The 22,756-nt window shown below is 71.8% G+C and carries 21 protein-coding genes and 2 pseudogenes; 16 read left to right on the forward strand and 7 right to left on the reverse strand.

All coding sequences use genetic code 11. The features are described from left to right. Positions 1–81: 81 nt before the first annotated feature. Both AC3CH1_RS11445 and AC3CH1_RS11450 read right to left on the reverse strand, forming a co-directional pair. Entirely contained in the window at positions 82–801 is a 720-nt protein-coding gene (locus tag AC3CH1_RS11445) for a 5-oxoprolinase subunit B family protein (protein ID WP_488462796.1), read from the reverse strand. Beyond that, positions 798–1,547 carry a LamB/YcsF family protein gene (locus tag AC3CH1_RS11450; RefSeq protein WP_488462797.1) on the reverse strand — a complete coding sequence of 250 codons (750 nt, stop codon included), beginning with the start codon at positions 1,545–1,547 and terminating at the stop codon, positions 798–800. The genes AC3CH1_RS11445 and AC3CH1_RS11450 overlap by 4 nt, the downstream gene beginning before the upstream one ends. A 156-nt stretch (positions 1,548–1,703) precedes the next feature. Here AC3CH1_RS11450 and tnpA point away from each other — a divergent pair. The 5 genes and pseudogenes from tnpA to AC3CH1_RS11475 form a co-directional block, all read left to right on the forward strand. Next, positions 1,704–1,964, forward strand: a pseudogene (tnpA, locus tag AC3CH1_RS11455) (IS200/IS605 family transposase); the annotation flags it as partial. Further along, a pseudogene (locus AC3CH1_RS11460) lies at positions 1,961–3,167 on the forward strand (RNA-guided endonuclease InsQ/TnpB family protein); the annotation flags it as partial. The pseudogenes tnpA and AC3CH1_RS11460, both read left to right, overlap by 4 nt. A 158-nt stretch (positions 3,168–3,325) precedes the next feature. Next, entirely contained in the window at positions 3,326–4,024 is a 699-nt protein-coding gene (locus AC3CH1_RS11465; RefSeq protein WP_488462798.1) for an HD domain-containing protein, read from the forward strand. Between the two features lie 201 nt (positions 4,025–4,225). Beyond that, on the forward strand, positions 4,226–5,461 hold the full coding sequence (locus AC3CH1_RS11470) for an outer membrane protein assembly factor BamB family protein (protein ID WP_488462799.1): 1,236 nt from the start codon (positions 4,226–4,228) through the stop codon (positions 5,459–5,461). Positions 5,462–5,644: 183 nt separating this feature from the next. Further along, positions 5,645–6,925, forward strand: a complete 1,281-nt coding sequence (locus tag AC3CH1_RS11475) for a Cmx/CmrA family chloramphenicol efflux MFS transporter (protein ID WP_488463477.1) — start codon at positions 5,645–5,647, stop codon at positions 6,923–6,925. On the opposite strand, the gene AC3CH1_RS11480 is transcribed toward AC3CH1_RS11475, so the two are convergent. Further along, entirely contained in the window at positions 6,858–7,139 is a 282-nt protein-coding gene (locus tag AC3CH1_RS11480) for a DUF4031 domain-containing protein (protein ID WP_488462800.1), read from the reverse strand. The genes AC3CH1_RS11475 and AC3CH1_RS11480 overlap by 68 nt on opposite strands. Continuing rightward, on the reverse strand, positions 7,136–7,507 hold the full coding sequence (locus AC3CH1_RS11485) for a hypothetical protein (protein ID WP_488462801.1): 372 nt from the start codon (positions 7,505–7,507) through the stop codon (positions 7,136–7,138). The genes AC3CH1_RS11480 and AC3CH1_RS11485 overlap by 4 nt, the downstream gene beginning before the upstream one ends. Positions 7,508–7,665: 158 nt before the next feature. Here AC3CH1_RS11485 and AC3CH1_RS11490 point away from each other — a divergent pair, with 158 nt between their 5' ends. The 4 genes from AC3CH1_RS11490 to AC3CH1_RS11505 all read left to right on the forward strand — a co-directional run bounded on the left by AC3CH1_RS11490 (position 7,666) and on the right by AC3CH1_RS11505 (position 12,194). Beyond that, positions 7,666–8,583, forward strand: a complete 918-nt coding sequence (locus tag AC3CH1_RS11490; RefSeq protein WP_488462802.1) for a MurR/RpiR family transcriptional regulator — start codon at positions 7,666–7,668, stop codon at positions 8,581–8,583. A gap of 86 nt (positions 8,584–8,669) precedes the next feature. Continuing rightward, the gene (gene murQ / locus AC3CH1_RS11495) at positions 8,670–9,641 is read left to right on the forward strand and encodes an N-acetylmuramic acid 6-phosphate etherase (RefSeq protein WP_488462803.1); all 972 of its coding nucleotides are present in this window, start codon (positions 8,670–8,672) and stop codon (positions 9,639–9,641) included. 50 nt (positions 9,642–9,691) lie between these two features. Continuing rightward, complete coding sequence (locus AC3CH1_RS11500; protein WP_488462804.1) at positions 9,692–11,281, forward strand: PTS transporter subunit EIIC; 1,590 nt, start codon at positions 9,692–9,694, stop codon at positions 11,279–11,281. Positions 11,282–11,558: 277 nt separating this feature from the next. Continuing rightward, the gene (locus AC3CH1_RS11505) at positions 11,559–12,194 is read left to right on the forward strand and encodes an NADPH-dependent F420 reductase (protein WP_488462805.1); all 636 of its coding nucleotides are present in this window, start codon (positions 11,559–11,561) and stop codon (positions 12,192–12,194) included. Between the two features lie 9 nt (positions 12,195–12,203). On the opposite strand, the gene AC3CH1_RS11510 is transcribed toward AC3CH1_RS11505, so the two are convergent. Then, positions 12,204–12,815 (reverse strand): Uma2 family endonuclease, encoded by a 612-nt coding sequence (locus AC3CH1_RS11510; protein WP_488462806.1) that lies wholly within the window; start codon positions 12,813–12,815, stop codon positions 12,204–12,206. A 235-nt stretch (positions 12,816–13,050) separates the two neighbouring features. On the opposite strand from AC3CH1_RS11510, the gene AC3CH1_RS11515 reads away from it, so the two are divergent. Continuing rightward, positions 13,051–13,221, forward strand: a complete 171-nt coding sequence (locus AC3CH1_RS11515) for a DUF5670 family protein (protein WP_488462807.1) — start codon at positions 13,051–13,053, stop codon at positions 13,219–13,221. A gap of 192 nt (positions 13,222–13,413) precedes the next feature. After that, on the forward strand, positions 13,414–13,767 hold the full coding sequence (locus AC3CH1_RS11520) for a PRC-barrel domain-containing protein (protein ID WP_488462808.1): 354 nt from the start codon (positions 13,414–13,416) through the stop codon (positions 13,765–13,767). 86 nt (positions 13,768–13,853) lie between these two features. On the opposite strand, the gene AC3CH1_RS11525 is transcribed toward AC3CH1_RS11520, so the two are convergent. Continuing rightward, the gene (locus AC3CH1_RS11525; protein WP_488462809.1) at positions 13,854–14,090 is read right to left on the reverse strand and encodes a hypothetical protein; all 237 of its coding nucleotides are present in this window, start codon (positions 14,088–14,090) and stop codon (positions 13,854–13,856) included. Here AC3CH1_RS11525 and AC3CH1_RS11530 point away from each other — a divergent pair. Together AC3CH1_RS11530 and AC3CH1_RS11535 are read left to right on the forward strand one after the other, a co-directional pair. Continuing rightward, the gene (locus tag AC3CH1_RS11530; RefSeq protein ID WP_488462810.1) at positions 14,089–14,346 is read left to right on the forward strand and encodes a hypothetical protein; all 258 of its coding nucleotides are present in this window, start codon (positions 14,089–14,091) and stop codon (positions 14,344–14,346) included. The two genes, AC3CH1_RS11525 and AC3CH1_RS11530, sit on opposite strands and share 2 nt — an antisense overlap. A gap of 289 nt (positions 14,347–14,635) precedes the next feature. Continuing rightward, positions 14,636–15,679, forward strand: a complete 1,044-nt coding sequence (locus tag AC3CH1_RS11535) for a LacI family DNA-binding transcriptional regulator (RefSeq protein ID WP_488462811.1) — start codon at positions 14,636–14,638, stop codon at positions 15,677–15,679. A 220-nt stretch (positions 15,680–15,899) separates the two neighbouring features. Here the strand turns inward: AC3CH1_RS11535 and AC3CH1_RS11540 are convergent, their stop codons facing one another. Next, positions 15,900–18,722 carry a glycosyl hydrolase gene (locus AC3CH1_RS11540; protein ID WP_488462812.1) on the reverse strand — a complete coding sequence of 941 codons (2,823 nt, stop codon included), beginning with the start codon at positions 18,720–18,722 and terminating at the stop codon, positions 15,900–15,902. Between the two features lie 233 nt (positions 18,723–18,955). Between AC3CH1_RS11540 and AC3CH1_RS11545 the strand changes: the two genes are divergently transcribed. The 3 genes from AC3CH1_RS11545 to AC3CH1_RS11555 all read left to right on the forward strand — a co-directional run bounded on the left by AC3CH1_RS11545 (position 18,956) and on the right by AC3CH1_RS11555 (position 22,606). Next, complete coding sequence (locus tag AC3CH1_RS11545) at positions 18,956–20,260, forward strand: ABC transporter substrate-binding protein (protein ID WP_488462813.1); 1,305 nt, start codon at positions 18,956–18,958, stop codon at positions 20,258–20,260. A gap of 454 nt (positions 20,261–20,714) precedes the next feature. After that, positions 20,715–21,692 carry a carbohydrate ABC transporter permease gene (locus AC3CH1_RS11550; protein WP_488462814.1) on the forward strand — a complete coding sequence of 326 codons (978 nt, stop codon included), beginning with the start codon at positions 20,715–20,717 and terminating at the stop codon, positions 21,690–21,692. Further along, entirely contained in the window at positions 21,689–22,606 is a 918-nt protein-coding gene (locus AC3CH1_RS11555) for a carbohydrate ABC transporter permease (protein ID WP_488462815.1), read from the forward strand. The genes AC3CH1_RS11550 and AC3CH1_RS11555 overlap by 4 nt, the downstream gene beginning before the upstream one ends. Positions 22,607–22,756: the final 150 nt, after the last annotated feature.

The raw sequence follows: 22,756 nt of genomic DNA on the forward strand, positions 1-22,756 counted from the left end.
CACGCGCCCGCCCCGTACAGCCGGAGGCCGACGGGCGGCATCACGCGCCCGACCTGTACAGCCGGAGGCCGGCGGGCGGCGTCACGCGCCCGACCCCACCGGCACGAATCTGACCGGCGTCCCCGGCGCGAGCAGCGCCGCCGGTTCCCGGGCCGGGTCCCACAGGGCCCCCGGGTCCGGCATCCGCCCGACGAGCTGCCAGCCGCCGGGCGAGGGGCGCGGGTACACCCCGGTGTAGGGCCCGGCGAGGGCCACCGCCCCGGCCGGGACCCGGGTGCGCGGGGTCGTGCGCCGGGGCACGTGCAACGGCTCCGGCAGCCCGGTGAGATAGCCGAACCCGGGGGCGAACCCGCAGAACGCCACCCGGAACGCGGTACGGGAGTGCAGGGCGGCCACCTCCCCGGCCGGGACGCCCCAGAGCGCGGCGACCTCGTCGAGGTCGGGGCCGTCGTAGACGACGGGGATCTCCACCGGGTCGAGCCCCTCGCGCCGCGGCGGCTCCACCCGCCACGAGGCGAGGTCCCGGGCGAACCGGTCCCGCGCGCTGGGCGCGCGCCTCCCAACCCCGCCCGCGCTCCCGTCGAGGATCCCGTCGATCAGGACGGTGCGAGCGGCCGGGACGATCTCGCGTACGGCGGGGAGTTCACCGCGCTCGCGGCGGCGGAGCAGCTCGGCGTGGAAGGCCTCGGCGTGCTCGCCGTCGGCCAGCTCGACGAGAAGCGCGTGCGGCCCGGCGGGAAGGACACGCACCTCGCCCGGAAGCGCCCGCGCCGGAGCGGGGCCGACCGCACGGGCGCTCACGTGAACGCCCGTACCGCGACGCCCGCTTCCTCCAGCGCCGCCCGCACCCGGCGGGCGAGGGCCGCCGCGCCCGGGGTGTCCCCGTGGACGCAGAGCGAGCGCGCCGAGACGGGGATCCGGGTGCCGTCCACACCGGTCACCGCCCGCTCGACGGCCATGCCGACGCTCCGGCGTACGACGTCGTCCGGGTCGTGCATCACCGCGCCCGGCTCGCCGCGCGGGACGAGGGTGCCCCGCGGGGTGTACGCGCGGTCGGCGAAGGCCTCCTGGACGGCGGGCAGTCCGGCCTCGGCCGCACGGTCGAGCAGCCGCGATCCGGGCAGTCCGAGCACGGCCAGGTCTCCGCCCGCGAGCCGGACGCCCGCGACGACGGCGGCGGCCTGGTCGTCGTCCCAGACCGCCCGGTTGTAGAGCGCGCCGTGCGGTTTGACGTACGAGACGGTGGACCCGGCGGCCTCCGCGAAGACCCGCAGCGCGCCGATCTGGTACGCGATCTCGGCGGTCAGCTCGGCGGGCGGCACGTCCATCGACCGGCGCCCGAAGCCGGCCAGGTCCCGGTAGGAGACCTGCGCCCCGATCCGTACCCCGCCGGCCGCCGCCGCGTCGCAGACCCGCCGCATCACGGAGGCGTCGCCCGCGTGGAAACCGCAGGCCACGTTGGCGCTCGTGACACAGGCGAGGAGCGCGTCGTCGTCGGTCAGGGTCCAGTTGCCGAAGCCCTCGCCGAGGTCGGCGTTGAGATCCATCAACAACCTAGCCAGGGGGCGCCCCGCTTCAGCAGGGTGGGGAATGGGTTCTGAGCTCTGTTCTGTCATCGGCTGTGTGCATGGATCCGCGCTGTTCACCTGGGTCGACCTTTCTGCCACACTAGACATGTGGTGTGTGCATAGTGCTCTTGTGACGCCCTTGAGGTGATGCCCGACCAGGTCCACCTGTTCGTGAAGCACGACCCGAAGTCGTCGACCTCGTACGTGGCCAACCAGTTCAAGGGCTTCACCTCCCGTGTACTGCGCGAGGAGTTCCCGCACCTGAAGTCACGGATGCCCACCTTGTGGTCGTCGTCGTACTTCGCGGCATCGGTCGGCGCCGTCTCGGCGGCGACGGTCGAGAAGTACATCGACACCCAGTGGGAACGCCCGTGGAAGAAGGGGGACGGCTCGTGATTCGCGCGTACAAGTTCCTCCTGCGCCCCACGGCCCGTCAGGCGGTCGCACTGGGCGACATACTGCGTGATCACTGCTCGCTGTACAACGGCGCCCTGCAAGAGCGGCGCGACGCCTACCGCCACACCTCGAAGACGAGCGTTAAGTACCGGGGACCAGTCCGCGCAGCTCAAGGAGGTCCGCGCGTTCGACCCCGAGCGTCAAGGGCGCTGGTCGTTCTCCTCGCAGCAGGCCACCCTGCGCCGCCTCGACAAGGCATTTCAGGCGTTCTTCCGCCGCGTCAAGGCCGGTCGGACACCGGGCTACCCACGCTTCAAGGGCGTCGGCCACTTCGACACCGTCACCTTCCCCAAGGACGGGGACGGCTGTCGCTGGGACTCCACTCCGCACGACCGGCAGACCCGCGTCCGCCTCCAAGGCGTGGGGCACGTCCGGGTGCACCAGCACCGGCCCGTGCAGGGCCGCGTCAAGACGATCAGCGTGAAGCGCGAGGGAACCCGCTGGTACGTCGTCCTCGCCTGTGATGAGGTGCCCGCCGAGGAGCTGCCGCCCACCGGGGCAATCGTCGGTATCGACATGGGCGTCGCACACTTCCTGACCACCTCGGACGGCGAACACGTCGGCAACCCGCGCTTCCTCCGAGCGATGGCCGACGAACTGGCCGAAGCGCAGCGGCACCTCGCGACGTTGCCCAAGCGGACACGGCAGCGCACCACAGCACACCGGGCCGCCGCCCGGAAGGTCGCCGAGCTGCACGACAGAATCCGGAGGCAGCGCGCCGACTCCCACCACAAGACCGCGCGCACGCTGGTTCGTGAGCACGACGTGATCGCGCATGAACGGCTGAACACAGCGGGCATGACCAAGAGCCCCGCCCCCAAGCCCGACCCCGACCGGCTCGGCGGCTTCCTGCCGAACGGTGCTGCCGCGAAGGCCGGACTCAACCGCAGTATCCTCGACGCGGGTTGGGCGCAGTTCATCGGAATCCTGGCGAACAAGGCTGAGAGTGCCGGTCGCCTGGTGGTCCCGGTGGACGCGCGCAACACCTCCCGCACGTGCACCGAATGCGGGCATGCCGCGAAGGGGAACCGCGTCACCCAAGCGAAGTTCGCATGCACGGCGTGCGGGTTCACGGCGAACGCGGACCACGTCGGCGCGACGAACGTCCTCAGCAGGGCCGGGCTGGTCCTCTACGCGGCGGCCTGGCCACCGACGCAGGAAGCCCGCGCATTTACGCGTGGGTGGAGTCACCATCACGGGCGCACGGTAGAGCGGTTCCCGGCCAAGCGACAAGGGCCGGTCCGGTGGGCGGAACCCCTCGTACCCCCTCCCCCGAACCCGTACGTCCTAAAGTCGCCCCCATGACGGACCACCACAGCCCCCACCCGCCCCAGGGCTCCGACCGCGACACCGAGGCCGGCCTCCGGGACCGCTGGCACGACACGCTGGTGGCCGCGCGCGCCGGGGCGTACGGCCCCGATCCGCTGCCCTACGCCGAGAACCTCCTCGCCCGCTGGGCCGAGCCGCAGCGCCGCTACCACACCACGGCCCACCTGGCCGCCGTCCTGGACGGCGTCGACACCCTCGCCGGGCACGCCGATGACGTGCACGCGGTACGCCTCGCCGCCTGGTTCCACGACGCGGTGTACCGGCCCGACCGAACGGAGAACGAGGAGCGCAGCGCCGCCCTCGCCGAGCGGGCGCTGGCCGAGGCGGGGGTGCCGGAGGCGGTGGTCGCGGAGGTCGCCCGGCTGGTCCGCCTCACCGTCACGCACGACCCGGCGGACGGCGACCGCAACGGCGAGGCGCTGTGCGACGCCGACCTCGCGGTCCTGGCGGGCGGCCCGCAGGAGTACGGGGCGTACGCGGCCCGGGTCCGGGAGGAGTACGGCTTCGTCCCGGACGGGGCGTTCCGGGAGGGCCGGGCGGCGGTGCTGCGGCAACTCCTCGACCTGCCGCGACTGTTCCGTACCCCGCACGGCGCCGCCGCGTGGGAGGCGCGGGCCCGGCACAACCTGGGGACGGAGCTGGAGCTGCTGACGACGTCCGGCGCCGGCTGACCATGGGTCCGCCCCACCGGCCGGTGACCGCCGGCCGGTGACGACCGCCCGGCGACCACCGCCCGGTGACGACCGCCCGGTGAATGTTCCGGTTCGTTCACGGTGTCGTCCCGGTCGCGCCCTGGCCCGACCGGTGAACCCCGGCGACCGCTAACGTCTCGCATCGCAGATGCACACACAACTCCACGGGGGTACAGCGACATGTCCAAGGGACTCGGCACGACGGTCGGCAGATCTTCCCGGCGGCGCGTACTGCGGCTGGCCGGCGGCGGGATCACGATGGCAGCGCTCGGAGCCGGGCTGACCGGCTGCGAGGACGAGCTCGCGACGGGCGGCGAAGGCAGCACGCCGTCGCCGCGCGGCGCCTCCCCCGAGGACGGGAAGGCGTCCGAGGACGGCAAGGCCCCCGAGCCGCTGTGGACGAAGTCGACGTCGGCGCAGACCTACGGGGACAACGACGAGCTCGTGGCCGTGGACGGCGTGGTGATCGCGAGCGGCGATCCGCTGACCGCCTTCGACGGCGCGACCGGCGAGGAGCGGTGGTCGCTGCCGGGCGGCGCGGTGCCCGGGGCGCCGCTGCTGCTCGGCGACGGCACCCTGTACCTGGAGAGCGGCAAGTACGACGGCAGCGTCGCCGGCTACGTCCCGGGGTCCGGCAAGGAGACCTGGCGCAGCCGCCTCGGCAAGGAGTACCGGCAGCCGAGGCCGGTCGCGGTGGACGCGGAGCAGGTGTACGTCATCGCCGAGATCCTGGAGGCCGACGGTTCGTCCCGCACCAATGTGATCGCCGCGCTGAACAGCGGCACGGGCAAGGTCGCCTGGAAGGAACAGCGCGACCTCGGCACCCAGCAGAACGGCGTCCACGCCGCCGTACAGGGCCGCTATCTCGTCTACACCGACTTCAAGAACAACCTCACGGTCCGCGACACCGCCACCGGCAAGCAGGTGTGGACACAGAAGACGACGAAGACGAGCTACGGGCCGTTCGTCGTCCACCAGGATCTGGTGATCGTCCCGCAGGGGCAGCGGCTCCAGGCCTTCGCGCTGTCCGACGGGTCCGAGAAGTGGTCCGTGCGGGCCGAGGAGTTCACCACCTTCCGGGAGCCGACCCTTCTGGAGGACGTGCTCTACATCGCGGACAGCGGCCGGACGCTGTGGGCCGTCGAGCCGGGGACCGGCAAGAAGATCTGGCAGTCCACGGCCCTCAAGGACGCGGGCGGGCAGGTGCCCCGGCAGTTCGTCAAGGTGGGCGGCACTCTCTACGGGGCCACCGACCTCGACAAGCAGGGCGGCGTCCACGCCTTCGACGCCAAGGCGGGCGGCCTGCGCTGGACGTTCAACGACAGGTCCGGCGACTACCACGCCTGGCTGGTGGCCACCGACGGCAAGCGCGTCTTCGCCCTGCACGGCAAGAAGCTGCACGCCCTTCCCGCGTGAGCCGCACGCCCTTTCCGCGTGGACCGCACGCCCTTCCCGCGTGACGCGGGTATGAAGCCACCCCGCGTGACGCGGGTGTGAAGCACGGGTGAACAGGCCCGATCTCGTCCGGCGCCGGGAATGCGAAAACGTTCTCCGGCGTTGGGACGAGTCATGCCCGACTCTCCCTCCCGCCGCTCCCCCATGCCGCTGGCCGTATACATTCTCGGCCTCTCGGTCTTCGCACTCGGCACCAGCGAGTTCATGCTGTCGGGCCTGCTCCCGCCCATCGCCGAGGACATGAACGTGTCGATCCCGCAGGCCGGGCTCCTCATATCCGCGTTCGCGATCGGCATGGTGGTCGGCGCCCCGCTGCTGGCCGTCGCCACGCTCCGGCTACCGCGCCGCACCACGCTGATCGCGCTGATCTCGGTGTTCGGCCTCGGCCAGATCGCCGGTGCGCTGGCGCCGACGTACGAGATCCTCTTCGTCTCCCGGGTCCTGAGCGCGCTCGCCTGCGCGGGCTTCTGGGCGGTCGGCGCGGCCGTGGCCATCGCGATGGTCCCCGTGAACCAGCGGGCGCGGGCCATGGCCGTGATGATCGGCGGCCTGTCCGTCGCGAACGTGCTGGGCGTGCCGCTGGGGGCCTTCCTCGGCGAGCACTTCGGCTGGCGTTCGGCGTTCTGGGCGGTCGGCGCGGCCTCGGCGGTGGCCCTGGTCGGCGTCGCCACGCGCATCCCGCACATCCCGCTGCCCGAGAAGAGGCCCGAGCTCAAGCGGGAGCTGGCGATCTACCGGGACCGGCAGGTCTGGCTGGCCATCGTGATCACCGCGCTGGCGGCGGGCGGGGTGTTCTGCGCGTTCAGCTACCTGGCGCCGCTGCTCACGGACGTGGCGGGCCTCGGCTCGGGCTGGGTGCCGTGGATCCTCGGCCTGTTCGGTGCGGGCGCGCTGATCGGCACCATGATCGGCGGCCGGGTCGCGGACGCGCACCTCTTCGGGGTGCTGCTGAGCGGCATCACGGCGTCCACGGTGTTCCTGGTGGCGCTGGCCCTCTTCGCCTCCAGCCAGGTCGCGGTCGTCGCGCTGGCGTTCCTGCTGGGCCTGTCCGCCTTCTTCACGGCCCCCGCGCTGAACGCCCGGATGTTCAACGTGGCCGGAGCCGCCCCGACGCTGGCCGGGGCCACCACGACGGCGGCGTTCAACCTGGGCAACACGAGTGGGCCCTGGCTCGGCGGCACGGTGATCGACCTGGACTTCGGCTTCGCGTCCACGGCGTGGGCGGGCGCCGCGATGACGGCCCTGGCCCTGGCTGCGGTGGGGGTGGCGCTGCACCTCCAGCGCGGCGGCGGCCGGAGCGGCCGGTCGCGGTCACGGCTGATCGCGAAGAGCACGACGGCTCCCGGGGCGGAAGGCCCTAAGGACGGCCGCCCGGCGCCGGCCTCCCCTTCGGCCTCCTCAGTCCCGCGTCCGTCAGGCGCCTGACCAGCTCCTTCGAGCCGATCTCCCGCGCCCCGGCCCGCACCGCGTCCGTGTAGTGCGCCTGAGGCACGTCGTAGTGGTCGCGTTCGAAGGCGCGCGGCGGGCAGCCGATCGCGGCGGCGAAGGCGTGCAGCTCCTCGAACGACACATCGCTGACCAGGTGCGACCAGAGGCGGCCGTGTCCGGGCCAGGTGGGCGGGTCGATGTAGAGCGTCACCGCCGCAGCACCTCGCCCAGCGCCCCCACCGGCGCCACCGCCACGGCCGCTTTGGTGCACACCCAGTGCGGGTCGGGCCCGAGCTCCGGCTCCACGTCCAGCGCGTGCGGCTCCTCCTCCGCCGAGCACGCGGGGCACAGCGGCCACCGCCCGTACCGCTCCAGCAGCGCGTCCTGCACGTCCTGGGCGATCAGACCGGCCACGAACTCCGCCCCCTCCGGCCACTGCTCCACCCACCAGCGGCGGTGCGTCACCGCGTCCTCGACCAGCGAGACGATGTCCGCCTCGGCGACGCCGCCCGCCGCCAGGTCGGCCATGACGAGCGCGCGGGCGGTGTGCAGGGCCTGCTCCAGGGGGTTCAACAGCATGCCCCCATTGTGCGCCCGCGCGCGAAAGGGCCCGCCCCCGGCAGTACCGGGGGTGCCCGGGCGGTCCCGGCCCCGGTCCGGGGGCGCCGGTGGCGGCTGTCAGAGGTAGGGACCAAAGAGGGGTTGACGGACACCCCGGTTGAAAATATCTTTCAGATGTGACCAGTGACGTGAAGGAAATTTTCAGCGGCGACTCCCCGCCCGCCCCCGCGGCCCTCGCCGCGAAGGTCCGGACCCTCGTCCCCTCCATGACCCGCTCGATGCAGCTGGTCGCCGAAGCCGTGGCGGGCGACCCGGCAGGATGCGCCGCCCTCACCGTCACCGGTCTCGCCGAGCTCACCGGCACCAGTGAAGCCACCGTCGTCCGCACCGCGCGGCTCCTCGGCTACCCCGGCTACCGGGATCTGCGCCTGGCGCTGGCCGGCCTCGCAGCGCACCAGGAGTCCGGCCGGGCCCCCGCCGTCACCGCCGACATCGCGGTGGACGACCCGATCGCCGACGTGGTCGCCAAGCTCGCCTACGACGAGCAGCAGACCCTCGCCGACACCGCCGCCGGGCTCGACACCGTACAGCTGGGGGCCGCCGTCGCCGCCGCGTCGACCGCCCGCCGCATCGACGTCTACGGCATCGGCGCGTCCTCCCTCGTCGGCCAGGACCTGGCACAGAAGCTCCTCCGGATCGGGCTGATCGCCCACGCCCACATGGACCCGCACCTCGCGGTGACCAACGCCGTGCAGCTGCGCGCCGGCGACGTGGCCATCGCGATCACGCACTCCGGCTCCACCGGCGACGTCATCGAGCCGCTGCGGGTCGCCTTCGACCGCGGGGCGACGACGATCGCGATCACCGGACGGCCCGACGGGCCCGTGACGCAGTACGCGGACCACGTGCTGACCACGTCCACCGCGCGCGAGAGCGAGCTGCGCCCCGCCGCCATGTCGAGCCGCACCAGCCAGCTGCTCGTCGTGGACTGTCTGTTCATAGGCGTCGCGCAGCGGACGTACGAGACCGCCGCGCCCGCCCTGGCCGCCTCCTACGAGGCGCTCGCCCACCGCCACAACCCGCGCACCCGCTGACCGCCCCGGCCACGACCACTGCCGGGGCCCCGCACCACCCGTACGCGTACGAGACCGAGAACACCGAGAAAGCTGAGCCGCACCTCATGACCTCCACCACCGACGCGAACACCGACACCGCCGCGGCCTCCGGGACCTACGGCGAACTCCGCGCCCAGCTGGCCACCCTCACCACCGAGGCGTTCCGCCCCGAGCTGGCCGAGATCGACCGGCAGTCCACGCGGGAGATCGCCCGCATCATGAACGGCGAGGACGCCACCGTCCCGGCCGCCGTCGCCGAGCGGCTGCCGCAGATCGCCGCGGCCATCGACGCCACCGCCGAGCGCATGGCCCGCGGCGGCCGGCTGATCTACGCGGGCGCGGGCACCGCGGGCCGCCTCGGAGTGCTGGACGCCAGCGAGTGCCCGCCCACCTTCAACACCGACCCCTCCGAGGTCATCGGCCTGATCGCGGGCGGCCCCTCCGCCATGGTCACGGCCGTCGAGGGCGCGGAGGACAGCAAGGAGCTGGCCGCCGCCGACCTCGACGGGCTGAAGCTGACCGCCGACGACACGGTGGTCGGCATCTCCGCCTCCGGCCGCACGCCGTACGCGATCGGCGCCGTCGAGCACGCCCGTGCTCAGGGCGCCCTGACCATCGGGCTCTCCTGCAACGCCGGCTCCGCGCTCGGCGCCGCCGCCGAACACGGCCTGGAGGTCGTCGTCGGCCCCGAGCTGCTCACCGGCTCGACCCGGCTGAAGGCGGGCACGGCCCAGAAGCTCGTCCTCAACATGATCTCGACGATCACGATGATCCGGCTCGGCAAGACGTACGGGAATCTCATGGTCGACGTCCGCGCCTCCAACGAGAAGCTGCGGGCCCGCTCCCGGCACATCGTCTCCCTGGCCACCGGCGCGTCCGACGCCGAGATCGAGGCCGCGCTCGCCGCCACCGACGGCGAGGTCAAGAACGCGATCCTGGTCATCCTCGGCCAGGTCGACGGACCCACCGCCGCCACCCGCCTCACCGAGGCGGACGGCCACCTCCGCGCCGCACTCACGGCCGTACGCACCACCTGACCCACCCGGGTACCCCGCCCCACCCCCCGCACAGCAAGGCACCGAGCACCATGGCCACAGAAGACAAGAACCGCGCCACCGCCGCCGCGATCCTGCCGCTCGTCGGCGGCGGGGCGAACGTCGCCTCCATCGCCCACTGCATGACCCGGCTCCGCCTCGGGCTGCACGACCGGTCCCTCGTCGACGACGAGGCGCTGAAGGCCCTGCCCGCCGTGATGGGCGTCGTCGAGGACGACACGTACCAGATCGTGCTGGGCCCGGGCACCGTCGCCCGGGTCACCCCGGAGTTCGAGCGGCTGGTCGCCGAGGCCCGCGAGGCCGCGCCCGAACCGGCCCCCGAGCCCGGTACGGCCCCCGTCTCCGCCGAGGAGCTGGCGGCCCAGGGCGCGGCGATCAAGGCCCAGCGGAAGGCGAGGAACGCCACCCCGTTCAAGCTGTTCCTGCGCAAGATCGCCAACATCTTCGTGCCGCTGATCCCGGCGCTCATCGGCTGCGGGATCATCGCGGGCCTCAACGGCCTGCTGGTGAACCTCCAGTGGCTGCCCGCCGTGACACCCGCACTGGCGGCGATGGCGTCCGGCTTCATGGCGCTGATCGCGGTGTTCGTCGGCTACAACACGGCGAAGGAGTTCGGCGGTACGCCGATCCTGGGCGGTGCGGTGGCGGCGATCATCGTCTTCCCGGGCGTCGCGAACATCGACGCCTTCGGCCAGACGCTCTCCCCGGGCCAGGGCGGTGTGCTCGGCGCGCTGGGCGCGGCGGTCCTCGCCGTGTACGTGGAGAAGTGGTGCCGCCGCTGGGTGCCGGAGGCGCTGGACGTCCTGGTCACCCCGACCCTGACGGTGCTGATCTCCGGCCTGGTGACGATCTTCGGCCTGATGTACGTGGCGGGTGAGGTCTCCTCCGCGATCGGCACGTTCGCCGACTGGCTGCTGTCCAACGGCGGCGCGGGCGCGGGCTTCGTGCTCGGCGGCCTGTTCCTGCCCCTGGTGATGCTGGGCCTGCACCAGGCGCTGATCCCGATCCACACCACGCTCATCGAGCAGCAGGGTTACACGGTCCTGCTCCCGATCCTCGCGATGGCCGGTGCGGGCCAGGTGGGCGCGGCCGTGGCCGTCTACTTCCGCCTCCCCCGCAACGAGTCGATCCGCCGCACCATCAAGTCCGCGCTCCCGGCCGGCCTGCTGGGCGTGGGCGAGCCCCTCATCTACGGCGTCTCGCTCCCGCTCGGCCGCCCGTTCGTCACGGCGTGCGTCGGCGGCGCGTTCGGCGCGGGCTTCGTCGGCCTGTTCAACCAGCTCGGCGACACGGTCGGCTCGACGGCCATCGGCCCGTCCGGCTGGGCCCTGTTCCCCCTCCTCGACGGCAACCACGGCCTGGGCTCGACGATCGCGATCTACGCGGGCGGCCTGCTCGTCGGCTATGTCGCCGGGTTCGTCGCGACGTACTTCTTCGGCTTCGGCAAGGACCTGCTGGCCGAGTTCAATGTCTCCCAGGAACCGGCCCCGTCCACGGTCGCCGCCACGGGCAACACCCACCCGGCCACCGCTCCGGCCGCCCCCGCCGGCACGGGCTCCGGCTCCGCCTCCGACGGCACGGACCCCGGCACCTCCCCGGCCAAGGCCCCGGCGGGAGTCTGACCCCGCCCCCCGGCCCTTGGTCTGCCCGGCACGCCTCCGGTTCTCCCGCCTGTCCCGGCGGGCGAGCCGGGGGCGTCCTGCGCCGCCGCCCGTACGCCTACGGCGGCCGGTTACCGCAGAGAGACGACGGACGTGACCGGTGCGGGCGGGCCCCGGGACCGCCTCACGCACAGGGGCGTCCTGCGGACTAGGCCCTGTCGGCCTAGGCCTCAGGTGCCGCCCCGCCCCGGTCTCCAGCCCGATACGCCCCGGGGCCCCGCTGGCTAGCGTCTCCCCCATGCGTATAGGACTTCTCGGTACCGGAAATGTCGCCCGCGCCCTGGCCCACGGCTGGCGCGCCGCAGGACACGACGTCCTCCTCGGATCACGTCGGCCCGAAGAACGCACCGGCCTCGGACTGCCCGTCGCCGGCCTCGACGAGACGGCCGCCCACGCGGAGGTGCTGGTCAACGCCACTCCTGGCGGGGTCTCCGTGGACCTGCTGCACTCCATCGGGGCGCCGGCGCTGGCCGGCACACCGCTGATCGACGTCGGCGTCGGCCTCTCCGACGACTTCAGCGCGCTCACCCACCCCAACAGCAGCCTGGGCGAACTGATCCAGGAGGCGTTCCCCCTGACTCCCGTCGTCAAGACGCTCTGCACGATGGACTCCACCACCATGACCGCCCCGGGCGAACTCACCGAGCCGGGCACGGTCTTCCTCTCCGGCGACGACGCCGAGGCCAAGCGCACCACCGGCCGCCTGCTCACGGACCTCGGGTGGCCGGAGTCCTCCCAGCTCGACATCGGCGGCATCACCACGGCGCGCGGCCAGGAGCACTTCGCGTTCCTCTTCATGGGGATCGCGGGCGGGGTGGGGTCCCACACCTTCAACATCAAGGTGGTCACCCGCCCGTCGGCGGAAACGCTCTAGAAGACGGGCCTAGGCCCTGTCGTCAAACTCCCCCGTCATCAACTGCACGTCGAACGGGGGCGGCACGGTCAGCGGCTTGCCGAACGGCACCGCGTCCGTGTGCTTGTACGTGCCGTCCTCGTTCGGTTGGGTGAACAGCGTGACCATCGGCCCCCGGGTGTCGAACCGGTCGATCAGCAGGTACATCGGGACTCCCGCGCGGGCATACGCGCGGTACTTCTTGGTGCGGTCCTCCCGCGCGTTGCCCCGCGAGGTGATCTCGACGACGAGCAACGCCTCCGAGGCGTCCATCGGATCGCTGATCTCCGGATCGGCCGCCGCGATCAGCTCGGTCGGCATGACGACCAGATCGGGGACGTACAGCTTGCCGAGCGGGGCGACGTGGACGCCGAGGGTCTGGTAGATCTCCAGGTCCTCGGGCAGCGTCGCGTAGAGCCTGCGCCGCACCTTGGCGGCGATGCCGTTGTGGTGCGCGTGCGGCGGTGGTACCAAGACGATCTGCCCCTCGGCGATCTCGGCGCGCCACCCCTCGGGCACGTCCAGTTCACGCCATGTCTGCAGCAGGTAGTCCCACGCGCGCCCATCCGAAGCCTGGCCGTTCTCGACGAACGCTGCGGTCATCGCGGGTCCCTTCTTCCGTGGCCTTGCCGACGAGGCTAGATCGGGGCTTTCACGGCTGCCCGCCGTTCCTCCCACGTCCCACGAACGAGTGGCCCGTACAGGAGAACGCGCGGCAACCACCGCTGGTGGGCGATTGCCCACCCTTCCCCCTTTCCGGGCCCGGGGAGATCCCTTGGCGCGCTCCACGTGTAGGAAAAACATAAGCGGGAACCTGAATTTCCGGAGGTTGATCATCATGGTTCCCCTGCTTCTCGTTCTTCTGCTCGCCCTGGTTCTCTTCGGTATCGGTTTCGCGGTCAAGGCCCTCTGGTGGATAGCCGTGATCGTCCTGGTGCTGTGGCTCGTGGGGTTCTTCGTCCGTCCCGCCGCGAGTGGCGGCCGACGGGGCCGGTGGTACCGCTGGTAGTCGCCTCTCCCAGCATCCGCCGCTGATATGCGGCACCGCCCAGGTGTACGCCGCCCCTCCCCGGGCACACGAAGTTCAGCGGAAATATCATTCGGTGGATCAATCAGAAGTGCATTTTCGATCCACCAGACATTTCGCCAGACATGCCGTCAGACATGAATGCGCTGGGCGACCTTCGCGAAAGGAGCCACAATGAGCGACTCCCTCTGGGGCTATCAGCCGTCGAGCGGTCACACCGTGGGCGCCGACCTGACCGGCTATGCGGTCGAGGCCACCGACGGCAGCATCGGAAAGGTCGACAAGTACTCCGACGAGGTGGGTTCGGCCTATCTGCTCGTCGACACCGGAGTCTGGATCTTCGGCAAGGACGTCCTGCTGCCCGCGGGCACGGTGCAGCGCATCGACACCGAGGACCGGAAGGTCTACGTCGACCTCACCAAGGAACAGGTCAAGGAATCGCCGGAGTTCGACCGCCACCGGCAGGCGGACGACCCGGGCTACCACGAGCAACTGTCCGCGTACTACCTGGCGTACCGCATTATGTGACCCGGCGTACGCCCCCTGAACGGCGGCGGGCCCGGCCCCGAGGAGGGGTCGGCCCCGCCGCCTCGCGCATGGCGCCCCGCGCGCCCTCAACGGGGCAACTGCCCCTCCCTGTTGATCTCCGTCACCCGGGCCCGCAGCACCACTCCCGGTGACGCCGGCCGTACCGCCTCCGGCGGGCATTCCCACTCCGGCCCACCGCCGGGCGGCCGCAGCCGCACGTTCGGCCCGGAGCGGCCCAGCACCCGGCCGACCCGCCCGTCCCGCGCGTCCACCGCGAACCCGCCCGCCTCCGGCGCACCCGGCCCGCATCCGTCACCCGTCATGACCGCTCTCCTTCTCCGCCAGCACCTCGCACAACCGCAACGCGGTGTCGATGTTGCAGCGGCCCAGGTCGACCAGGGCGCCGGTTCGTCACCCGCACACGAGACCGGATCGATCCGCAGGGACGGCAGCTTCACCCCGAACTCCGCAAGCCCTTCCTTCAACCGCTCCACGGCGTCCTCCGCCACCCGCACCCGGTCCGCCGCCGCCCTGCGCCGCTCCATCGCTTCCATGCCGCACACCTTCCACTCTGAGTGATGGCCATGCATACCCAGCGTGTCCAACGCGCAGTTGGCCCGGAAGAGGCGCAGTTCGGGCAACCGCTTCACCACTACCGACGGTTACCTTCACGCGGCCGCCGCCGAGCTGCCACCCAGGCCGGCCCCGCACCCGTCCCCCGGCTCGCCTGGGAGCGCTCTCAGCGCTGTCGGAGCCCGGCGATAGGCTGTAGACGATCCGGCGGCGACACCGAGCTCGCGCACAGCACCCGCGCACCCCCACGCACCAGCCCGCGTATCGCCGCCCCCGTCAACGAGGAGCGATCGCCTTGCCCGAGCAGTCCCCCGGGTCCCGGCCCACCCTGGAAGCCGTCGCGGCACGCGCGGGGGTGTCGCGGGCCACCGCCTCCCGGGTCGTCAACGGGGGCGACGGAGTCCGCAAGCCGCTCGTGGACAAGGTGCTCCAGGCGGTCGACGAGCTGGGCTACATCCCGAACCACGCGGCCAGGACCCTGGTGACCCGGCGGACGGGAGCGGTGGCCGTCGTCATCGCGGAGCCGGAGACGCGGTTCTTCTCCGACCCCTTCTTCTCCCAGCAGATCAGGGGCATCAGCAAGGAGCTGACCGCCCACGACACCCAGCTCGTCCTGCTGCTGGTGGAGGGGCCCGGAGACTTCGACCGGATCGCCCGCTATCTGTCCGGCGGACACGTCGACGGGGCGCTCGCGTTCTCGCTGCACACCGACGACCCGCTGCCCGCGATCACCCGGCGGGCGGGGATTCCCACGGTGTACGGGGGCCGGCCCAGCTGGACCGCCGATCCCGGGGACCAGGCCACCCCGTATGTGGACGCGGACAACCGGGGCGGCGCGCGGGTGGCCGTGCGGTATCTGAAGGACCTCGGGCGGGAGCGGATCGCGCACATCGGCGGACCGCCCGACCAGACCTCGGCGATGGACCGCCTCGACGGCTACCGGGACGTCCTGCTGGACGTGGACCCGACGCTCGTCGCCGAGGGCGCGTTCACCGTGGAGAGCGGGGCGCGGGCGATGGCGGAGCTGCTGGAGCGGCGGCCCGACCTGGACGCGGTGTTCGCCGCCAACGACCTGATGGCGTCGGGTGCGTTGCGCGTGCTGCGGGAGCGCGGGGTGGCCGTGCCGGAGCAGGTGGCGATCGTCGGGTTCGACGACATGGACTCGGTGGCCGGGACCACCGATCCGCCGCTGACCACGGTCAGCCAGGACATCGAGGGGCAGGGCCGGCTGATGGCCCGCCTGCTGCTGCGCGGCCTGGACCGGGACCGTACGGGCAGCGGCCCGGCGCCCGAATCGGTGATCACCCCGACGACACTGGTGCGTCGGGCCTCGGCCTGACAGCCCCGGGCCCTGTCCGGGCGGCGGTTCGACGAGAAGTGCCCGACACGGAGTGCGGCGGGCCTCCGCCCTGAGGAGCCGAAGACCCGCCGCCCGAATCGTGCCCGTACCGGCACGTCTTACACGTACAGATCCCGCCACTTGTCCGGCTGTCCGGATGGGTCCGCGCGACCCACGCATACGGGTCCGCGCGGCCCACACGTACGGGATCCCGCTCGACCTACACGTACGGGATCTTCAGGACAGCCGCGTCCGTGCCCGTCTGCACCTGCGACGTGCCGCTGCCGAGCGCGTTCCAGACCTCCAGGCGGACCGTGCCGTTCTTCAGTTCGCCCAGGCTCCCGGTGACGGCCCGCGTACCGACCGCCTGCGTGTACTCCTCCCACCCGTTGACCGGGTCGGTCGCGAAGTAGCGGAAGGTCTCGGCCCGGTCGAACGTGCCGTCGCCGGTGAGGTCGTAGCTGACCCGGACCTGCGAGGCGAGCCCGACCTTCGTGCCCGCGTCGACCCGGAGGCGGAACGCGGTGGCCGCGCCGGGGGCGACCTTGCCGTTGACCTTCTTCACCTCGTAGACGGTCGGCCGGTACGGGGTGCCGTCCCGGTTGACGCCGTCGGCCGAGACGACGGTGTCCGCGCCCGCCGGGTCGGTGGTGGCGGTGGTGAGGACGCCGCCGGACTTGAGGCGGAAGGTGTTGCCGGTCGGCGGGTCCGGGTCCGGGTCCGGGCCGGGGTCGCCGCCGGGGCCCGTGCTCGTGGCCGTCGAACGGGCCGGTACGGCGAGGGTCTTGCCGTCGGAGAAGGTGACCGTACGAGCGGTGGAGCCGTGGTTGTGGGCGGTGTAGGTGCGGATGCCGTCCTTCGAGAAGACGGCGGAGGTGGGCAGGTCGCCGCTGACCGTCATGTCGGGCGCGCCGACCGCGTTCAGGGTGGTGATCCAGTGGTAGGTGTGCGCCTTGGACTCACCCTGCTCCGGCCCGTAGTTCCCGTTCGCCGCGTCCCACTTGGCCTTCGCGGCCGCCGGGTCCGCCAGCGACTCGAACTCCCAGAGCAGGTCGCGCCACTCCTGGGCGGGGCCGCCGTTCTCGCGCTCCATCTCGGCGATGTTCCGCTTGATGGCCGCCTTCTCGCGGGCCAGGTGGAGTGAACCGCCGGTCACCGGGAGGACGTTGATGCCGTGGATCTCCTCCGGGTTGGCGGTCCACCAGGTGGCGTACGCGCCGCCGCTGCCCCAGACCATGCCGACCGTGTCGTGGCCGAAGGAGGCGGGGAAGACCTGCTGGTCGGCGTCGAACCAGTACTGGGTGATCGCCTCGGACTCGGTGGTCAGCAGGTAGCTGCCGAGGTCGCGGAGGTTGGTGTCGCCGGTGGCCGCGCCGAGGAGGACGAGTCCCGCGCTGAGGTTGATGGACTCGGAGGAGGACTCCTGGTTGTTGCCCGCCCCGAAGCCCTGGTGCCCGGAGGCCCAGCTGTGGCCCGCGTACACGTCGAAGCCGCGCAGGAAGGGGTAGGCGGAGTCGGTGCGGCTGGCGTTGGCGGTGTCGCGGATCAGGTGCTTGATCATCGTGCCCCAGGCCGAGTCGGCGACCCAGGCCTGGTCGTACTGGGCGATGATCGCCGCCGCGTAGACGTAGTAGCTGTAGTGGAAGTGGTGGTCGTTGAGCTCGGTGTCGCTGCCGTACGAGGCCGGGTAGCCGGTGAGGGTCTTCCAGTCCTTGTCGTAGCTGAACTCAGCGGCCCCGCCCGCCGTGAACCACTCCTGGAGCCGGCCCTTCATCAGGCCGAGGAGCTTGTCGCGGGTGGCGGTCTGGCCGATCTGGTCGGCCATCGGCACCAGCTGGGCGAGACGGCCGAGGGCCTTGCCGGTCCAGTAGGTGTCGGCGGCCCCCGAGAACGGGTCGGAGGCGTTCGCGACCTCGTTGAGATAGCCGGTCAACCGGGCCTTGTCGACGCCGCTGGAGGCGGGCAGCGCGGGCACGACGCCGTTGTTCTTCTGGCTGGTGGTGAAGGAGGCGGACTCGCGCACCTTCATCGTGCCGCGCGGTGACACGTACGTGTAAGGGGTCAGCGCGTCGGTGGTGTGCAGCCACTGGTGGCGGTAGAGGGCCTGGAGCGTGCCGCGTTCGGCACCCTCCTTGGCCTCGGTCGTCAGGCTGTAGGTCGCCCGCACGTTGCCGCCGGTGGACTGCCAGGCCACCTGGGAGCCGGTGACGAAGCTGAAGGCGTACTTCTTGTAGGTCGCCAGCGCGTCCGTGGACGGCAGCACGGCGAGCGAGAAGTAGTCCTTCCCGCCGAGACCGGCGGTGATCGCGGTGCCGGAGACGTTCCAGTCGCTGCCGGTCGGGGCGAAAAGGGCGTAGTGGTGCCCGGCGACGGTGATGCCGAGGACGTTGCCCTGGTCGGAGAAGACCGTGGGCGTGGAGGCGGTGGTGATGCGGGCGTCGCCGCCGGAGCCCTTGGCGTACACGAAGGGCATGCCGTGGCCGATGGTGGCCCGGAAGGTGCGGGAGCCGTCGGCCCAGTAGGGCGTGACCGTCCAGTCGGACCAGGCGTCGGCCTTGGTGTCGGGTGAGTTCAGGCCGCTGAGGCCGACGGTGAGGTCGGCCTTGTGGGCGTACTCGTACTGGCGGCCGTCGCCGACGATCGCGGGCGTGGTCGGATAGCCGACCTCCAGGCCGGAGACCTTGGCCTGGTAGGTGAGCGGGTGGCCGTACATGGGCGTGCTGTACGGGTTGTCGCCGTAGCGCTGGTAGGCGAGCGAGGACCACCAGTCGTTGGTCGGGACCGGCTTGTCCCGCGCGGCGGCGGTGAGCTTGGGGGTGACGGGCGCGCCGGTGTTGGTGGTCGGGCCGGAGGTACCGGCGGGGCGGGAGTCGCTGTAGCTGCCGGCGCCGGCGGGGATGGTGGCGGCGGCAGCGGGAGATGCGGCGGGGCCCAGGCCCACGGCGGCCACGGCGATGGCCAGGAGCGTCGCCGCGGCGGGTCTGGAGGCGAGTTTGGGGGCCAGTCTGGAGAGGGAGGTTCGCACGAGCAGCACCTCGATCATGGGGGGGAGGAGCGCGTTCGAGAGCGCTCTCAAGTGCCAAGGAACGTAAAACTCCTGAAACGTAGGTGTCAAGAGAACGCACACAGACGGCAGTTGAATGGGCCCCGGCCGTAACCCCAAGCTGTTATGCGTTCGAGTCTTGACGGGGCGGGGGCGGTGGGGGACGCTCCAGACGCAGGTTTGAGAGCGCTCTCAAGGCGCTCGGTTCATCCCGAAGCCAAGGGAGGCTTCCCATGCCCATCGCCCGAGCCGCCAAGAGAGCCACCACCCGCCTCGGCGCCGTCGTCCTCGCCGGCGCCCTCCTCGCCGCCTGCGGAGGCGGCGGCTCGTCGGACTCCTCCGACAGCGCGGGCGGAAAGGTCACGCTCAACGTCGACCTCTTCGGATCCTTCGGCTTCAAGGAGGCCGGGCTGTACGAGGAGTACCAGAAGCTCAACCCGAACGTCACGATCAAGCAGAGCGACACCCAGGACGAGGCGGACTACTGGAAGTCGCTCCAGACCCGGCTGGCGGGCGGCGGCGGTCTCGCCGACGTGCAGGGCGTCGAGGTGGGCCGCATCGCCTCGGTCACCCAGCAGCAGTCCGACAAGTTCCAGGACCTGAAGGAGTTCGGCGCCGACAAGCTCAAGGGCGAGTTCGCCGAGGCCAAGTGGTCGGCGGCGACCACCGAGGACGGCAAGATCCTCGGCCTCGGCACGGACGTCGGCCCCGAGGCGATGTGCTACCGCACCGACCTCTTCGAGCAGGCCGGACTGCCCACGGACCGCGAGGAGCTCGCTGCGAAGTGGGCCACGTGGGACGGCTACCTGGAGCTGGGCAAGCAGTACAAGAAGAAGGCCCCCGCCAAGAGCGCCTGGCTGGACAGCATCGGCTCGCTCTACGGGATCATGATCGGCCAGGAGAAGGAGCGGTACTACGACGCCTCCGGCGAGCTGATCTACGAGAAGAACCCGGCGGTCAAGGAGGCCTGGGACACCTCCGTGGCGGCGGCCGAGGCGGGTCTGAGCGCCAAGCTGGACCAGTGGTCCCCGCAGTGGAACCAGGCGTTCGCGGCCGGTTCGTTCGCGACGATCCCGTGCCCGGCCTGGATGCTCGGTTACGTCAAGGGCCAGGCCGGCGACGCGGGCAAGGGGAAGTGGGACATCGCGAAGCTCCCCGGCGGCGCGGGCAACTGGGGCGGCTCGTACCTCTCCATCCCGCGTGCGGCCAAGCACAAGAAGGAGGCGTACCAGCTGATCGAGTGGCTGACCGCCCCCGAGCAGCAGGCGAAGGTCTTCCAGAAGCAGGGGAACTTCCCGTCCTCGACGGGCGCCATCGAGACGATCGCGGGCGCGAAGGACGAGTACTTCTCGAACGCCCCGATCGGCCAGATCTTCGGTGAGGCGGCCAAGGAGTCCCCGGTCCAGGTGCTGGGTGTGCACGACCAGAACGTGATGCAGCAGATCACGAACGCGCTGAGCGAGGTCGAGCGCAAGGGGGTGTCGTCGGACAAGGCGTGGCAGACGGCGAAGAAGGGCGTGGACAACGTGATCGGCTGACGCCGCTCACCGCCCCACCGGCTCCCCCCGTCGGTCAGGGGCCGGCCCGTCCACCCGCGCACACGGCGGACGGGCCGGGCCCGCCCCGCCCGCACACGCCCGCCCCCGCCCGCACACGGCGGAGACCGGCCACCCCGGCCCCCGGCCACCCGGCCACCCGGCCACCCGGCCACCCGGGAGTCTCCTCGCCCGCGCACCCCGGAGTCTCCTCGCCCTCGCACGGCGGAGTCCGGCGCTCACCCCCGTACCTGTGCCGCCCGCGCACGGCGGATGGGCCCGGCCCACCCCGCCCGCGCACGGCGGAGACCGGTGCTCACCCCCGTACCTCTCCCGCTCGCACACGGCGGATGGGCCCGGACGCATCCCGCCCGCGCACGGCGGAGACCGGCGCTCACCCCCGTACCCGTACCTCCCCTCCGCCCCCAGCCCGCTCCCGATCCCGAAGGGCCGCTCCGTGTCCCTCACCGCCACCGCGAAGGCCGGGCCCCGCCCGCCCGGAACCGGACCCGGCCCCGACGACGGCCGGGCCGCCGCCCTCCGGCGCACCTGGCGCAAGGCCTCCCCGTACGCCTATATCGCCCCCTTCTTCACCCTGTTCCTGGCCTTCGGGCTCTTCCCGCTCCTCTACACGGCGTTCGTCTCGCTCTACCGGGTCGAGCTCCAGACGAGCGGCGAGATGGAGTGGCGGGGCATCGCCAACTACACGGCGCTGTTCACCGACGAGTACTTCTGGATCTCGCTGCGCAACACGTTCACGATCGGCGTGCTGTCCACGGTCCCGCAGCTCGCGATGGCACTCGGCCTGGCGCACCTGCTCAACTACAAGCTGCGCGGCCGGACCTTCATCCGGACGGCGATCCTGCTCCCGTACGCCACGTCGGTGGCCGCCGCCACACTCGTCTTCGCGCAGCTCTTCGGCCGCGACTTCGGGCTGATCAACTACGTGATCGGGCTGGTCGGCTTCGATCCGGTGGACTGGCAGACCGGCACGGTCGCCTCGCAGATCGCGGTCTCCACCATCGTGATCTGGCGCTGGACCGGGTACAACGCGCTGATCTACCTGGCGGGCATGCAGTCGATCCCGCACGAGCTGTACGAGGCGGCGGAGATGGACGGGGCGTCGCGCTGGCGGCAGTTCATCCACGTCACGCTGCCCGGGCTCCGTCCCACGATCGTCTTCACGGTGATCATCTCGACGATCGGCGCGACCCAGCTCTTCGGCGAGCCGCTGCTGTTCGAAGGATCGATCTCCGGCGGCATCTCGCACCAGTACCAGACCCTCGGCCTGTACATGTACGAGCAGGGCTGGGGCTTCTTCCACCTGGGCCGGGCCGCGGCCATCGCCTGGGTGATGTTCGTCCTGATCGTGGTGCTCGTCGGGGCCAACGCCCTGCTCGTGCGCCGCCGCGCCGCCAAGGAGGCCGGCCGATGACCGCGCTCGCCGCACCGCCGACCGCGCCCGGGAAGGGCCGCCCGCCGCAGGACCCGCCGCGCAAGCGGCTACGCAAGGGGGGTGGCGGGGCGGGCCGGACGATGAAGGGCGGCTGGCTCTCCTACCTCATCCTCGGTGTCGCGCTGCTGATCTCCGCGTTCCCGTTCTACTGGACGATCGTCGCGGCCAGCAGGTCCAACGCGGACCTGGCGCAGGTGCCGCCGAGCCTGCTGCCCGGACCGAACCTCATCAAGAACTTCGACGCGGTCCTCGAAGAGGCCGACATCGGCAAGGCCCTGCTGAACTCGCTGATCGTGTCCGGCTCGATCACGATCGGCACGGTCCTGTGCTGCACCCTGGCCGGATTCGCCTTCGCCAAGCTGAGGTTCCGGGGCCGGGGCGCGCTGCTGACGCTGACGATCGGGACGATGATGATCCCGCCGCAGCTCGGTGTGATCCCGCTCTTCATGCTGATCGCCGAACTCCAGTGGGTGAACCAGCTCCAGGCGGTGATCCTGCCGGGCCTGGTCTCGGCGTTCGGGGTGTTCTTCATGCGGCAGTACCTGGTGCAGTCGCTGCCGGACGAGCTGATCGAGGCGGCCCGGGTGGACGGGGCGTCGACGGCCCGGATCTTCTGGTCGATCGTGATCCCGATCGCGCGGCCGGGGATGGCGGTGCTCGGGATGCTCACGTTCATGACGGCGTGGAACGACTTCTTCTGGCCGATCATCGCGCTGTCCTCGCAGGAGCCGACCGTGCAGGTCGCGCTGCGTCAGCTCGGCGGCGGATACGTCAACGACCAGTCGGTGATCATGGCCGGCACGCTGCTGGGCACGCTGCCCGTGCTGCTGGTCTTCGGCCTGCTGGGCCGGCAGATCGTCGGCGGCATCATGCAGGGCGCGGTCAAGGGCTGACACGGTACGCCGCCCCGCCCCGCCGGGCTTCCTCACCGCCCCGCCCCGCCAGCCTCCCTCGCCTTCCCGCCCCGCCGGGCTCCCTCGCCTTCCCGCCCCGCCCCAACCCGCCGGGCTCTCCCGCCTCCCCGCACCGCCCCGACCGCGGGC

Source organism: Streptomyces sp. MGP-P1, from assembly GCF_057766565.1.